At 50.9% G+C, this 14,587-nt stretch carries 12 protein-coding genes; 8 read left to right on the top strand and 4 right to left on the bottom strand.

From position 1 onward, the window contains the following. Positions 1–33 precede the first annotated feature (33 nt). From dgt to cdaR, 3 genes are all read left to right on the top strand, one after another. Positions 34–1,551 (top strand): dGTPase, encoded by a 1,518-nt coding sequence (gene dgt / locus HUZ68_RS03710; protein ID WP_239594034.1) that lies wholly within the window; start codon positions 34–36, stop codon positions 1,549–1,551. A 129-nt stretch (positions 1,552–1,680) separates the two neighbouring features. Next, positions 1,681–3,105 carry a serine endoprotease DegP gene (gene degP, locus HUZ68_RS03715; RefSeq protein ID WP_000753946.1) on the top strand — a complete coding sequence of 475 codons (1,425 nt, stop codon included), beginning with the start codon at positions 1,681–1,683 and terminating at the stop codon, positions 3,103–3,105. Positions 3,106–3,259: 154 nt separating this feature from the next. Next, on the top strand, positions 3,260–4,417 hold the full coding sequence (gene cdaR / locus HUZ68_RS03720; protein WP_000929439.1) for a DNA-binding transcriptional regulator CdaR: 1,158 nt from the start codon (positions 3,260–3,262) through the stop codon (positions 4,415–4,417). 88 nt (positions 4,418–4,505) lie between these two features. Here the strand turns inward: cdaR and HUZ68_RS03725 are convergent, their stop codons facing one another. From HUZ68_RS03725 to map, 4 genes are all read right to left on the bottom strand, one after another. After that, entirely contained in the window at positions 4,506–4,892 is a 387-nt protein-coding gene (locus tag HUZ68_RS03725; protein WP_000272188.1) for a DUF3461 family protein, read from the bottom strand. A gap of 313 nt (positions 4,893–5,205) precedes the next feature. After that, the gene (gene dapD, locus HUZ68_RS03730; RefSeq protein WP_033810455.1) at positions 5,206–6,030 is read right to left on the bottom strand and encodes a 2,3,4,5-tetrahydropyridine-2,6-dicarboxylate N-succinyltransferase; all 825 of its coding nucleotides are present in this window, start codon (positions 6,028–6,030) and stop codon (positions 5,206–5,208) included. Between the two features lie 30 nt (positions 6,031–6,060). Further along, positions 6,061–8,733 (bottom strand): bifunctional uridylyltransferase/uridylyl-removing protein GlnD, encoded by a 2,673-nt coding sequence (gene glnD / locus HUZ68_RS03735; RefSeq protein WP_085008346.1) that lies wholly within the window; start codon positions 8,731–8,733, stop codon positions 6,061–6,063. A gap of 61 nt (positions 8,734–8,794) precedes the next feature. Next, positions 8,795–9,589, bottom strand: a complete 795-nt coding sequence (gene map, locus HUZ68_RS03740; RefSeq protein ID WP_001018194.1) for a type I methionyl aminopeptidase — start codon at positions 9,587–9,589, stop codon at positions 8,795–8,797. A gap of 367 nt (positions 9,590–9,956) precedes the next feature. Between map and rpsB the strand changes: the two genes are divergently transcribed. From rpsB to ispC, 5 genes are all read left to right on the top strand, one after another. Further along, a complete protein-coding gene (gene rpsB, locus HUZ68_RS03745; RefSeq protein ID WP_000246882.1) occupies positions 9,957–10,682 on the top strand; it encodes a 30S ribosomal protein S2 in 726 nt (241 codons plus the stop codon). Between the two features lie 134 nt (positions 10,683–10,816). Further along, positions 10,817–11,668 (top strand): translation elongation factor Ts, encoded by an 852-nt coding sequence (tsf, locus tag HUZ68_RS03750; protein ID WP_000818114.1) that lies wholly within the window; start codon positions 10,817–10,819, stop codon positions 11,666–11,668. 146 nt (positions 11,669–11,814) lie between these two features. Beyond that, positions 11,815–12,540, top strand: coding sequence for a UMP kinase (gene pyrH / locus HUZ68_RS03755; RefSeq protein ID WP_000224573.1), 726 nt, complete (start codon positions 11,815–11,817; stop codon positions 12,538–12,540). A 149-nt stretch (positions 12,541–12,689) separates the two neighbouring features. Beyond that, the gene (gene frr / locus HUZ68_RS03760; protein ID WP_000622418.1) at positions 12,690–13,247 is read left to right on the top strand and encodes a ribosome recycling factor; all 558 of its coding nucleotides are present in this window, start codon (positions 12,690–12,692) and stop codon (positions 13,245–13,247) included. A 91-nt stretch (positions 13,248–13,338) separates the two neighbouring features. After that, positions 13,339–14,535, top strand: coding sequence for a 1-deoxy-D-xylulose-5-phosphate reductoisomerase (gene ispC, locus HUZ68_RS03765; RefSeq protein ID WP_000811923.1), 1,197 nt, complete (start codon positions 13,339–13,341; stop codon positions 14,533–14,535). The last annotated feature ends 52 nt before the right edge of the window (positions 14,536–14,587 follow it).

The following is a 14,587-nucleotide window of genomic DNA, read 5'->3' on the forward strand; positions in this document are numbered from 1 at the left end:
ACGGGGAAGCGTATTTCTCACGCGGGAGAGGACATGGCACAGATTGATTTCCGAAAAAAAATAAACTGGCATCGTCGTTACCGTTCACCGCAGGGCGTTAAAACCGAACATGAGATCCTGCGGATCTTCGAGAGCGATCGCGGGCGTATCATCAACTCTCCGGCAATTCGTCGTCTGCAACAAAAGACCCAGGTTTTTCCACTGGAGCGCAATGCCGCCGTGCGCACGCGTCTTACCCACTCGATGGAAGTCCAGCAGGTGGGGCGCTACATCGCCAAAGAAATTTTAAGCCGTCTGAAAGAGCTTAAATTGCTGGAAGCATACGGCCTGGATGAACTGACCGGACCTTTTGAAAGCATTGTTGAGATGTCATGCCTGATGCACGATATCGGCAATCCGCCGTTTGGTCATTTTGGCGAAGCAGCGATAAATGACTGGTTTCGCCAACGTTTGCACCCGGAAGATGCCGAAAGCCAGCCTCTGACTGATGATCGCTGCAGCGTGGCGGCACTACGTTTACGGGACGGGGAAGAACCGCTTAACGAGCTGCGGCGCAAGATTCGTCAGGACTTATGTCATTTTGAGGGGAATGCACAAGGCATTCGTCTGGTGCATACATTGATGCGGATGAATCTCACCTGGGCACAGGTTGGCGGTATTTTAAAATATACCCGTCCGACGTGGTGGCGTGGCGAAACGCCTGAGACACATCACTATTTAATGAAAAAGCCGGGTTATTATCTTTCTGAAGAAGCCTATATTGCCCGGTTGCGTAAAGAACTTAATTTGGCGCTTTACAGTCGTTTTCCATTAACGTGGATTATGGAAGCTGCCGACGACATCTCCTATTGTGTGGCAGACCTTGAAGATGCGGTAGAGAAAAGAATATTTACCGTTGAGCAGCTTTATCATCATTTGCACGAAGCGTGGGGCCAGCATGAGAAAGGTTCGCTCTTTTCGCTGGTGGTTGAAAATGCCTGGGAAAAATCACGCTCAAATAGTTTAAGCCGCAGTACGGAAGATCAGTTTTTTATGTATTTACGGGTAAACACCCTAAATAAACTGGTACCCTATGCGGCACAACGATTTATTGATAATCTGCCTGCGATTTTCGCCGGAACGTTTAATCATGCATTATTGGAAGATGCCAGCGAATGCAGCGATCTTCTTAAGCTATATAAAAATGTCGCGGTAAAACATGTGTTTAGCCATCCAGATGTCGAGCAGCTTGAATTGCAGGGCTATCGGGTCATTAGCGGATTATTAGAGATTTATCGTCCTTTATTAAGCCTGTCGTTATCCGACTTTACTGAACTGGTAGAAAAAGAACGGGTGAAACGTTTCCCTATTGAAACGCGCTTATTCCACAAACTCTCGACGCGCCATCGGCTGGCCTATGTCGAGGCTGTCAGTAAATTACCGTCAGATTCTCCTGAGTTTCCGCTATGGGAATATTATTACCGTTGCCGCCTGCTGCAGGATTATATCAGCGGTATGACCGACCTCTATGCGTGGGATGAATACCGACGTCTGATGGCCGTAGAACAATAACCAGGCTTTTGTAAAGACGAACAATAAATTTTTACCTTTTGCAGAAACTTTAGTTCGGAACTTCGCGCTATAAAACGAATCTGAAGAACACAGCAATTTTGCGTTATCTGTTAATCGAGACTGAAATACATGAAAAAAACCACATTAGCACTGAGTGCACTGGCTCTGAGTTTAGGTTTGGCGTTATCTCCGCTCTCTGCAACGGCGGCTGAGACTTCTTCAGCAACGACAGCCCAGCAGATGCCAAGCCTTGCACCGATGCTCGAAAAGGTGATGCCTTCAGTGGTCAGCATTAACGTAGAAGGTAGCACAACCGTTAATACGCCGCGTATGCCGCGTAATTTCCAGCAGTTCTTCGGTGATGATTCTCCGTTCTGCCAGGAAGGTTCTCCGTTCCAGAGCTCTCCGTTCTGCCAGGGTGGCCAGGGCGGTAATGGTGGCGGCCAGCAACAGAAATTCATGGCGCTGGGTTCCGGCGTCATCATTGATGCCGATAAAGGCTATGTCGTCACCAACAACCACGTTGTTGATAACGCGACGGTCATTAAAGTTCAACTGAGCGATGGCCGTAAGTTCGACGCGAAGATGGTTGGCAAAGATCCGCGCTCTGATATCGCGCTGATCCAAATCCAGAACCCGAAAAACCTGACCGCAATTAAGATGGCGGATTCTGATGCACTGCGCGTGGGTGATTACACCGTAGCGATTGGTAACCCGTTTGGTTTGGGCGAGACGGTAACTTCCGGGATTGTCTCTGCGCTGGGGCGTAGCGGCCTGAATGCCGAAAACTACGAAAACTTCATCCAGACCGATGCAGCGATCAACCGTGGTAACTCCGGTGGTGCGCTGGTTAACCTGAACGGCGAACTGATCGGTATCAACACCGCGATCCTAGCACCGGACGGCGGTAACATCGGTATCGGTTTTGCTATCCCGAGTAACATGGTGAAAAACCTGACCTCGCAGATGGTGGAATACGGCCAGGTGAAACGCGGTGAGCTGGGTATTATGGGGACTGAGCTGAACTCCGAACTGGCGAAAGCGATGAAAGTTGACGCCCAGCGCGGTGCTTTCGTAAGCCAGGTTCTGCCTAATTCCTCCGCTGCAAAAGCGGGCATTAAAGCGGGTGATGTGATCACCTCACTGAACGGTAAGCCGATCAGCAGCTTTGCCGCCCTGCGTGCTCAGGTGGGTACTATGCCGGTGGGCAGCAAACTGACCCTGGGCTTACTGCGCGACGGTAAGCAGGTTAACGTGAACCTGGAACTGCAGCAGAGCAGCCAGAATCAGGTTGATTCCAGCTCCATCTTCAACGGCATTGAAGGCGCTGAGATGAGCAACAAAGGCAAAGATCAGGGCGTGGTAGTGAACAACGTGAAAACGGGCACTCCGGCTGCGCAGATCGGCCTGAAGAAAGGTGATGTGATTATTGGCGCGAACCAGCAGGCAGTGAAAAACATCGCTGAACTGCGTAAAGTTCTCGACAGCAAACCGTCTGTGCTGGCACTGAACATTCAGCGCGGCGACAGCACCATCTACCTGTTAATGCAGTAATCTCCCTCAACCCCTTCCTGAAAACGGGAAGGGGTTCTCCTTACAATCTGTGAACTTCACCACAACTCCATACATCTTCATCATCCTTTAGGCATTTGCACAATGCCGTACGTTACGTACTTCCTTATGCTAAGCCGTGCATAACGGAGGACTTATGGCTGGCTGGCATCTTGATACCAAAATGGCGCAGGATATCGTGGCACGTACCATGCGCATCATCGATACCAATATCAACGTAATGGATGCCCGCGGGCGAATTATCGGCAGCGGCGATCGTGAGCGTATTGGTGAATTGCACGAAGGTGCATTGCTGGTACTTTCACAGGGACGAGTCGTCGATATCGATGACGCGGTGGCACGTCATCTGCACGGTGTGCGGCAAGGGATTAATCTACCGTTACGGCTGGAAGGTGAAATTGTCGGCGTAATTGGCCTGACAGGTGAACCAGAGAATCTGCGTAAATATGGCGAACTGGTCTGCATGACGGCTGAAATGATGCTGGAACAGTCGCGGTTGATGCACTTGTTGGCGCAGGATAGCCGTTTGCGGGAGGAACTGGTGATGAACCTGATTCAGGCAGAGGAGAATACTCCCGCACTTACTGAATGGGCGCAACGGCTGGGGATCGATCTCAATCAACCGCGAGTGGTGGCTATTGTTGAGGTCGACAGCGGTCAGCTTGGCGTGGACAGCGCAATGGCGGAGTTACAACAACTGCAAAACGCGCTGACTACGCCCGAGCGTAATAATCTGGTGGCAATTGTCTCGCTGACCGAAATGGTGGTGTTGAAACCGGCGTTGAACTCTTTTGGGCGCTGGGATGCAGAAGATCATCGTAAGCGAGTTGAACAACTGATTACCCGCATGAAAGAGTACGGCCAGCTGCGTTTTCGCGTTTCACTGGGCAACTATTTTACCGGTCCTGGCAGTATTGCCCGATCCTATCGTACGGCGAAAACGACGATGGTGGTGGGTAAACAGCGGATGCCAGAAAGTCGCTGCTATTTTTATCAGGATCTGATGTTACCTGTGTTACTCGACAGTTTGCGTGGCGACTGGCAGGCCAACGAACTGGCGCGACCGCTGGCGCGGCTGAAAGCGATGGACAATAACGGCTTGCTGCGACGAACGCTGGCGGCGTGGTTTCGTCACAATGTGCAACCGCTGGCAACGTCAAAGGCGTTGTTTATTCATCGTAATACCCTGGAGTATCGGCTTAATCGTATATCGGAACTGACCGGGCTTGATTTGGGCAATTTTGATGACAGGTTGCTGCTGTATGTGGCGTTACAACTGGATGAAGAGCGGTAGGTTATGCGTTAAGGTTGAGGCGGCGCTGGCTCATTCCCCTCAGCCCGAAGGGGAGAGGGGAATGCCCGAATTAACCGTCAATTCGGGATTATTTACGCGTTAGTTTTTCCAGATCGGCTTCAATCTCGCTGATCTTATTGGTTACGACTGACTCCAGGTGACGTAAGTCGTCGAGGATCTTACGCTTAAGATCAACTTCGCTGCGGTCACGCTGGCAGATTTGATCAAGCTCATCAATGATATACCGTAGATTCGGGCTGATTTCCTGGACTTCTTTATAACCCTGACCCACACCATCAGCGACGACCGTTTTACGCTGACGCGGATATTTAAACTTAACGCTCTTGGCGAAAAACTCGCCTTTGTCTTTCTGGAAATAGATTTTCAGAATATCGTTGTTGGCTTCCTGCCGGAGGCTGTAACGATCAATTTCTTCAGGATTGGTAATACCCAGACTTTTCAGATTGTCGTACATAGCGTTACCTCAAAATGAGTCAGTAAATTGTGCTTATTTTAGCATTTGGCCTGGCCCGCCCGGCTCGACTGTGATCGCAGAAAGCCTTTTTCTTCCAGACTTCTATCATGGCGTAAAAATCAAAAAATTACCTGCTTTATTGTGGCGATATTCCATGGGATGGATTAGCACATTTATCTTCGTTTTGCGAATTACATGACAGTCCGAAACAAGATGAAAAAGTATTTAAAAAAGGGGGAGGAAGAATGAGTAGGACGAATTATTCTGAACCAGAAATCAATCGGGCAGCGTCGTGCTGCCCGTGTGCATACTTTTAGTCGATGGTACGCAGCAGTTCGTTAATGCCGACTTTGCCGCGAGTTTTCGCGTCAACTTTCTTAACGATAACCGCACAGTAGAGGCTGTATTTGCCATCTTTCGACGGCAGATTACCTGAAACAACCACAGACCCCGCCGGAACGCGACCGTAGTGGATTTCGCCGGTTTCACGGTCGTAAATACGGGTGCTCTGACCAATGTATACGCCCATGGAAATGACGGAACCTTCTTCGACAATCACCCCTTCAACCACTTCAGAGCGCGCGCCGATGAAGCAGTTATCTTCAATAATGGTTGGGTTAGCCTGCAGCGGTTCCAGCACACCGCCGATGCCCACGCCACCGGAAAGGTGGACGTTTTTACCAATCTGCGCACAAGAACCGACGGTCGCCCAGGTATCAACCATGGTGCCTTCATCAACATATGCGCCGATGTTGACGTAAGACGGCATCAGCACGGTGTTACGGGCAATAAACGCACCCTGACGTACCGCCGCAGGTGGTACAACGCGGAAGCCTTCTTTCTGGAAACGTGCTTCGTCGTAGTCGGCGAATTTCATCGGCACTTTGTCGAAGTAGCGGCTTTCTGCCCCTTCGATCACCTTATTATCATTAATACGGAAAGAGAGCAGCACCGCTTTTTTCAACCACTGATGCGTCACCCACTGACCGTCAATTTTTTCCGCTACACGCAGTGCGCCGGAATCCAGCAGGGCGATCACCTGATTTACCGCTTCGCGGGTAACGGTGTCTGCATTGGCTGGCGTGATCTCGGCACGGCGTTCAAAAGCGGTTTCAATAATGTTCTGTAACTGCTGCATTGTTAAACTCTTTTCATATCAGTAAACACATCACCCTTTATCGTTTGGATTGAGGGCCTCTGTCAACCGCTGATGCACTTCCTGCTGCAACTCGTTATTAAGTGCACGCCGGTCAGCGGTGGCAATTATGAATAAATCTTCTACTCGCTCGCCAATGGTTGTAATTCGGGCACCATGAAGCGAAATTCCCAGATCGGCAAAAATTTTCCCGACTCTTGCCAGCAGTCCTGGTTGGTCGAGAGCGATAAGCTCAAGGAACGATTTGCGGTCGGTATGGGTCGGCAAAAACGTCACTTCGGTTTCAACAGTAAAGTGACGTAGTTTAGCCGGTTGACGACGCGGCTGTGGTGGCTGCCAGCTACTTTGTGTCAGTACTTGCTCCAGACCAAACCGAATAACCTCATGACGATCTGCGGATAGCGGGCTACCATCGGGTTCCAGCACGATGAAGGTATCCATCGCCATACCGTCGCGAGTGGTGAAAATTTGTGCGTCGTGGACACTTAAATTGCGGCGGTCTAATTCGGCACAGACGGCGGCAAACAGATAGGGGCGGTCCGGGCTCCAGATAAAAATCTCGGTGCCTCCACGCGTAGCCTGCGGGCTAAGCAATACCAGCGGTTTGCTTAAATCATGCTGTAATAAATGGCGGGCATGCCAGGCCAGTTGATTTGGGCTATGGCGGACAAAATAGTTAGCACGACAGCGTGACCAAATTTGGTGCAGCGCCTCTTCGTCGATGTTATCCATGCGCAGTAGTGCCAGTGCCTGGAGTTGGTGATGGCGAACCCGTTCGCGCATATCCGGCGTGTTTTGCATTCCGCGTCGTAGCTGCTTTTCGGTGGCAAAATAGAGTTCGCGCAACAGACTTTGCTTCCAGCTATTCCACAGCGTTTCGTTGGTGGCGCATATATCGGCCACTGTCAGGCATACCAGATAACGAAGTCGGTTTTCTGTTTGCACTTCTTCGGCAAACTGCTTGATGACTTCAGGGTCCTGAATATCGCGGCGTTGTGCTGTCACCGACATCAGCAAGTGCTGGCGAACCAGCCAGGCAACCAGCTGTGTTTCGCGTGAGTTCAGCCCGTGGAGCTCTGCAAAATGCACTACATCCTGAGCACCGAGAATGGAGTGGTCGCCGCCGCGTCCTTTGGCGATATCGTGAAACAGCGCGGCGATGAAAATCAGCTCAGGTGACGGCAGGCGCGGCCAGACGTCCACACACAACGGATGGCGCTGGCGCGTTTTTTCACTGGCAAAACTCTCCAGTTTCAGCATCACGCGGATAGTATGTTCATCCACCGTGTAGGCGTGGAACAGATCAAACTGCATCTGCCCGACGATATGCGACCATTGCGGCATATACGCGCCGAGCACGCTATGGCGATGCATTGGCAATAGCCCGCGCCGCACCGCTCCGGGGTGACGCAGAATGCTCAAAAACAGTTTTCGTGCTTCCGGAATATTACACAGCGGTTGTTGCAGATGGCGACGGGCATGGCGTAACTGGCGCAGTGTGGTGGAGTAAATGCCGGTGATCGCACTGTTGCGCACCATGGTGTAGAACATACGCAAGATGGCTTCCGGCTGGCGCATAAATAGTGTTTCATCACGCAGGTCGATTAGCGTACCGCGTAGCTGAAACTCATCGTCGATTGGACGTGGTTTTTCGTCGGCGGGAAGGGCGAGGATGGCTTCATCGAACAGTTGCAGCAGCATCTGGTTGAGTTCACTGACGCGGCGTGTCACGCGGAAGTAATCCTTCATCATCCGCTCGACCGGTTCGTTACCTTCGCCACTGTAATTCAGACGCTGGGCGACGCTAAGCTGGCGATCGAATAACAGGCGATTATCGTAACGGCTGACGACCAGATGCAGGGCAAAGCGAATACGCCACAATATATGCAGACATTCGTTTAATTCCGCCCGCTCCGCTGAGGTTAAGAAGCCAAACCCAACCATTTCATCCAGCGATGTTGCGCCAAAATGACGGCGGGCCACCCATTGCAGAGTGTGGATATCGCGCAAGCCGCCAGGGCTACTTTTGATGTCTGGTTCAAGATTGTAGCTGGTGCCGTGGTAACGCTGATGGCGCTGGTTCTGTTCTTCAACTTTCGCCGCGTAGAACTTGTCGGAAGGCCAGAATCCTTCGCTGAAAATATGTTTTTGCAGTTCAAGAAATAGCGCAACATCGCCAATTAATAAGCGGGATTCGATCAAATTGGTGGCGACGGTTAAATCCGATAACCCTTCCAGCATGCACTCTTCAAGCGTGCGCACGCTATGACCCACTTCCAGCTTTACATCCCAGAGCAGCGTTAACAGCTCGCCCACTTTTTGCGCCTGATCGTCCGGGAGCTTTTTACGGCTTAAAATCAGTAAATCGATGTCAGAAAGTGGATGCAGCTCGCCACGACCGTAGCCACCGACGGCGACCAATGCCAGGTCGGCAATCTGGCTGAATCCCGCTTCAATCCATAATCGTTGCAGGAGCTGGTCGATAAACTCGGTGCGCGCCTCAATCAACTGTTCTGCAGAGATCCCATTGTCAAAGGCATCACCCAGCCAACGCTGGAAAGTATCGATATGGGCTTTTATCCCACCGACGGTTAATTCATCACGGGGCCAGGCGCATGGATTTTGCGGTTGACCGGGCAGGGTGGGGAGAGCGGTGTTTGCGTACTGTTCTGGAAGGGTATTCATTGTGCGCCACCCATAAGATTAAATTATCGCATTAAAAAAGCCGGCATTCGCCGGCTTCATTTTATTCGTCGTGCGAGATTATCGCCGGGATGGTGTCATCCTTGCGTAGTGTCAGAATTTCGCAGCCGTTATCAGTCACCACAATAGTATGCTCATATTGTGCAGACAAGCTGCGATCTTTGGTTTTTACCGTCCAGCCATCTTTCATGGTGCGGATCTCTTTTTTACCCGCGTTGACCATTGGCTCGATGGTGAACGTCATCCCAGGTTTCAGTACGACGTTGGTTTCACGGGAGTCATAGTGCAGCACCTGCGGTTCTTCATGGAAGCCGCGACCAATACCGTGTCCGCAATATTCACGAACGACGGAGAAGCCTTCTGCTTCGACAAATTTCTGAATCGCCGCACCGATTTCGCGCAGATTAATGCCTGGTTTTACCATGCGTAGCGCCAGGTACAGGCTTTCTTGCGTGATACGGCACAGACGTTCGCCCATGATGGTCGGCTTACCGACGATAAACATTTTCGAGGTATCGCCGTGGAAACCATCTTTGATTACGGTGACATCAATGTTAACGATATCGCCATCTTTCAGCAGCTTAGCATCGTCCGGAATACCGTGGCACACCACTTCATTAATTGAGATGCAAACGGATTTCGGATAACCGTGATAGCCGAGGCAGGCAGAAACCGCGTGTTGTTCATTAACAATGTAATCATTACAGATGCGATCCAGCTCGCCGGTGCTGACGCCCGGTTTAACATACGGTTCGATCATCTCCAGCACTTCGGCAGCCAGTCGGCCAGCGACGCGCATTTTTTCGATATCTTCTGGGGTCTTGATTGAGATAGCCATTAATTCTGTCCATCAGCGTCGGTGATACCGACAATATATATGTAAGTGCCGTCAATGGTATCACACCCGGGCAAATTGAGAATCATTCTGAATTTCGCCAAACGTGCCACTGAAGGTTTTCTATAATAGAAAATTCGACGTCTGATGCTGTACACAGCGCCAACAATTATTGGTGTCCATGACGTATTTGTGGTATAAAGCGCGCCGGACTTCCGATCCATTTCGTATACACAGACTGGACGGAAGCGACAATCTCACTTTGTGTAACAACACACACGTATCGGCACATATTCCGGGGTGCCCTTTGGGGTCGGTAATATGGGATACGTGGAGGCATAACCCCAACTTTTATATAGAGGTTTTAATCATGGCAACTGTTTCCATGCGCGACATGCTCAAGGCTGGTGTTCACTTCGGTCACCAGACCCGTTACTGGAACCCGAAAATGAAGCCGTTCATCTTCGGTGCGCGTAACAAAGTTCACATCATCAACCTTGAGAAAACTGTACCGATGTTCAACGAAGCTCTGGCTGAACTGAACAAGATTGCTTCTCGCAAAGGTAAAATCCTTTTCGTTGGTACTAAACGCGCTGCAAGCGAAGCGGTGAAAGACGCTGCTCTGAGCTGCGACCAGTTCTTCGTGAACCATCGCTGGCTGGGCGGTATGCTGACTAACTGGAAAACCGTTCGTCAGTCCATCAAACGTCTGAAAGACCTGGAAACTCAGTCTCAGGACGGTACTTTCGACAAGCTGACCAAGAAAGAAGCGCTGATGCGCACTCGTGAGCTGGAGAAACTGGAAAACAGCCTGGGCGGTATCAAAGACATGGGCGGTCTGCCGGACGCTCTGTTTGTAATCGATGCTGACCACGAACACATTGCTATCAAAGAAGCAAACAACCTGGGTATTCCGGTATTTGCTATCGTTGATACCAACTCTGATCCGGACGGTGTTGACTTCGTTATCCCGGGTAACGACGACGCAATCCGTGCTGTGACCCTGTACCTGGGCGCTGTTGCTGCAACCGTACGTGAAGGCCGTTCTCAGGATCTGGCTTCCCAGGCGGAAGAAAGCTTCGTAGAAGCTGAGTAATAAGGCACGCTCGTACGAGCCCTTATAGACCAGGTAGTACACGTTTGGTTAGGGGGCCTGCATATGGCCCCCTTTTTCACTTTTATATCTGTGCGGTTTAATGCCGGGCAGATCACATCTCCGAGGATTTTAGAATGGCTGAAATTACCGCATCCCTGGTAAAAGAGCTGCGTGAGCGTACTGGCGCAGGCATGATGGATTGCAAAAAAGCACTGACTGAAGCTAACGGCGACATCGAGCTGGCAATCGAAAACATGCGTAAGTCCGGTGCTATTAAAGCAGCGAAAAAAGCAGGCAACGTTGCTGCTGACGGCGTGATCAAAACCAAAATCGACGGCAACTACGGCATCATTCTGGAAGTTAACTGCCAGACTGACTTCGTTGCAAAAGACGCTGGTTTCCAGGCGTTCGCAGACAAAGTTCTGGACGCAGCTGTTGCTGGCAAAATCACTGACGTTGAAGTTCTGAAAGCACAGTTCGAAGAAGAACGTGTTGCGCTGGTAGCGAAAATTGGTGAAAACATCAACATTCGCCGCGTTGCTGCGCTGGAAGGCGACGTTCTGGGTTCTTATCAGCACGGTGCGCGTATCGGCGTTCTGGTTGCTGCTAAAGGCGCTGACGAAGAGCTGGTTAAACACATCGCTATGCACGTTGCTGCAAGCAAGCCAGAATTCATCAAACCAGAAGACGTATCCGCTGAAGTGGTAGAAAAAGAATACCAGGTACAGCTGGATATCGCGATGCAGTCTGGTAAGCCGAAAGAAATCGCAGAGAAAATGGTTGAAGGCCGCATGAAGAAATTCACCGGCGAAGTTTCTCTGACCGGTCAGCCGTTCGTTATGGAACCAAGCAAAACTGTTGGTCAGCTGCTGAAAGAGCATAACGCTGAAGTGACTGGCTTCATCCGCTTCGAAGTGGGTGAAGGCATCGAGAAAGTTGAGACTGACTTTGCAGCAGAAGTTGCTGCGATGTCCAAGCAGTCTTAATTATCAAAAAGGAGCCGCCTGAGGGCGGCTTCTTTTTGTGCCCATCTTGTAAATTCAGCTAACCCTTGTGGGGCTGCGCTGAAAAGCGACGTACAATGTCGCTAGTATTAATTCATTTCAATCGTTGACAGTCTCAGGAAAGAAACATGGCTACCAATGCAAAACCCGTCTATAAACGCATTCTGCTTAAGTTGAGTGGCGAAGCTCTGCAGGGCACTGAAGGCTTCGGTATTGATGCAAGCATACTGGATCGTATGGCTCAGGAAATCAAAGAACTGGTTGAACTGGGTATTCAGGTTGGTGTGGTGATTGGTGGGGGTAACCTGTTCCGTGGCGCTGGTCTGGCGAAAGCGGGTATGAACCGCGTTGTGGGCGACCACATGGGGATGCTGGCGACCGTAATGAACGGCCTGGCAATGCGTGATGCACTGCACCGCGCCTATGTGAACGCTCGTCTGATGTCCGCTATTCCATTGAATGGCGTGTGCGACAGCTACAGCTGGGCAGAAGCTATCAGCCTGTTGCGCAACAACCGTGTGGTGATCCTCTCCGCCGGTACAGGTAACCCGTTCTTTACCACCGACTCAGCAGCTTGCCTGCGTGGTATCGAAATTGAAGCCGATGTGGTGCTGAAAGCAACCAAAGTTGACGGCGTGTTTACCGCTGATCCGGCGAAAGATCCAACCGCAACCATGTACGAGCAACTGACTTACAGCGAAGTGCTGGAAAAAGAGCTGAAAGTCATGGACCTGGCGGCCTTCACGCTGGCTCGTGACCATAAATTACCGATTCGTGTTTTCAACATGAACAAACCGGGTGCGCTGCGCCGTGTGGTAATGGGTGAAAAAGAAGGGACTTTAATCACGGAATAATTCCCGTGATGGATAAATAAGGGTAAGATTCCGCGTAAGTATCGCGGGGGATCTTACCCGTAATATGTTTAATCAGGGCTATACTTAGCACACTTCCACTGTGTGTGACTGTCTGGTCTGACTGAGACAAGTTTTCAAGGATTCGTAACGTGATTAGCGATATCAGAAAAGATGCTGAAGTACGCATGGACAAATGCGTAGAAGCGTTCAAAACCCAAATCAGCAAAATACGCACGGGTCGTGCTTCTCCCAGCCTGCTGGATGGCATTGTCGTGGAATATTACGGCACGCCGACGCCGCTGCGTCAGCTGGCAAGCGTAACGGTAGAAGATTCCCGTACTCTGAAAATCAACGTGTTTGATCGTTCAATGTCTCCGGCCGTTGAAAAAGCGATTATGGCGTCCGATCTTGGCCTGAACCCGAACTCTGCGGGTAGCGACATCCGTGTTCCGCTGCCGCCGCTGACGGAAGAACGTCGTAAAGATCTGACCAAAATCGTTCGTGGTGAAGCAGAACAAGCGCGTGTTGCAGTACGTAACGTGCGTCGTGACGCGAACGACAAAGTGAAAGCACTGTTGAAAGATAAAGAGATCAGCGAAGACGACGATCGCCGTTCTCAGGACGATGTACAGAAACTGACTGATGCTGCAATCAAGAAAATTGAAGCGGCGCTGGCAGACAAAGAAGCAGAACTGATGCAGTTCTGATTTCTTGAACGACAAAAACGCCGCTCAGTAGATCCTTGCGGATCGGCTGGCGGCGTTTTGCTTTTTATTCTGTCTCAACTCTGGATGTTTCATGAAGCAACTCACCATTCTGGGCTCGACCGGCTCGATTGGTTGCAGCACGCTGGACGTGGTGCGCCATAATCCCGAACACTTCCGCGTAGTTGCGCTGGTGGCAGGCAAAAATGTCACTCGCATGGTAGAACAGTGCCTGGAATTCTCTCCCCGCTATGCCGTAATGGACGATGAAGCGAGTGCGAAACTTCTTAAAACGATGCTACAGCAACAGGGTAGCCGCACCGAAGTCTTAAGTGGGCAACAAGCCGCTTGCGATATGGCAGCGCTTGAGGATGTTGATCAGGTGATGGCAGCCATTGTTGGCGCTGCTGGGCTGTTACCTACGCTTGCTGCGATCCGCGCAGGTAAAACCATTTTGCTGGCCAATAAAGAATCACTGGTTACCTGCGGACGTCTGTTTATGGACGCCGTAAAGCAGAGCAAAGCGCAATTGTTACCGGTCGATAGCGAACATAACGCCATTTTTCAGAGTTTACCGCAACCTATCCAGCATAATCTGGGATACGCTGACCTTGAGCAAAATGGCGTGGTGTCCATTTTACTTACCGGGTCTGGTGGCCCTTTCCGTGAGACGCCATTGCGCGATTTGGCAACAATGACGCCCGATCAAGCCTGCCGTCATCCGAACTGGTCGATGGGACGTAAAATTTCTGTCGATTCGGCTACCATGATGAACAAAGGTCTGGAATACATTGAAGCGCGTTGGCTGTTTAACGCCAGCGCCAGCCAGATGGAAGTGCTGATTCACCCGCAGTCAGTGATTCACTCAATGGTACGCTACCAGGACGGCAGTGTTCTGGCGCAGCTGGGTGAACCGGATATGCGTACGCCAATTGCCCACACCATGGCATGGCCGAATCGCGTGAACTCTGGCGTGAAGCCGCTCGATTTTTGCAAACTAAGTGCGTTGACATTTGCCGCACCGGATTATGATCGTTATCCATGCCTGAAACTGGCGATGGAGGCGTTCGAACAAGGCCAGGCAGCGACGACAGCATTGAATGCCGCAAACGAAATCACCGTTGCTGCTTTTCTTGCGCAACAAATCCGCTTTACGGATATCGCTGCGTTGAATTTATCCGTACTGGAAAAAATGGATATGCGCGAACCACAATGTGTGGACGATGTGTTATCTGTTGATGCGAACGCGCGTGAAGTCGCCAGAAAAGAGGTGATGCGTCTCGCAAGCTGAGGATAATCCGGCTACAGAGAGTCGCGCTATTTGTTAGCGTAGGGCTTCAGTG

It is taken from the genome of Shigella dysenteriae, assembly GCF_022354085.1.
Taxonomy (GTDB): domain Bacteria; phylum Pseudomonadota; class Gammaproteobacteria; order Enterobacterales; family Enterobacteriaceae; genus Escherichia; species Escherichia coli.

What these genes read in the sequence shown, in the direction of transcription:
- dgt (WP_239594034.1), top strand. Translation starts at nt 34, where the DNA reads ATGGCACAGATTGATTTCCGAAAAAAAATAAACTGGCATCGTCGTTAC.
- degP (WP_000753946.1), top strand. Translation starts at nt 1,681, where the DNA reads ATGAAAAAAACCACATTAGCACTGAGTGCACTGGCTCTGAGTTTAGGT.
- cdaR (WP_000929439.1), top strand. Translation starts at nt 3,260, where the DNA reads ATGGCTGGCTGGCATCTTGATACCAAAATGGCGCAGGATATCGTGGCA.
- HUZ68_RS03725 (WP_000272188.1), bottom strand. Translation starts at nt 4,892, where the DNA reads ATGTACGACAATCTGAAAAGTCTGGGTATTACCAATCCTGAAGAAATT.
- dapD (WP_033810455.1), bottom strand. Translation starts at nt 6,030, where the DNA reads ATGCAGCAGTTACAGAACATTATTGAAACCGCTTTTGAACGCCGTGCC.
- glnD (WP_085008346.1), bottom strand. Translation starts at nt 8,733, where the DNA reads ATGAATACCCTTCCAGAACAGTACGCAAACACCGCTCTCCCCACCCTG.
- map (WP_001018194.1), bottom strand. Translation starts at nt 9,589, where the DNA reads ATGGCTATCTCAATCAAGACCCCAGAAGATATCGAAAAAATGCGCGTC.
- rpsB (WP_000246882.1), top strand. Translation starts at nt 9,957, where the DNA reads ATGGCAACTGTTTCCATGCGCGACATGCTCAAGGCTGGTGTTCACTTC.
- tsf (WP_000818114.1), top strand. Translation starts at nt 10,817, where the DNA reads ATGGCTGAAATTACCGCATCCCTGGTAAAAGAGCTGCGTGAGCGTACT.
- pyrH (WP_000224573.1), top strand. Translation starts at nt 11,815, where the DNA reads ATGGCTACCAATGCAAAACCCGTCTATAAACGCATTCTGCTTAAGTTG.
- ispC (WP_000811923.1), top strand. Translation starts at nt 13,339, where the DNA reads ATGAAGCAACTCACCATTCTGGGCTCGACCGGCTCGATTGGTTGCAGC.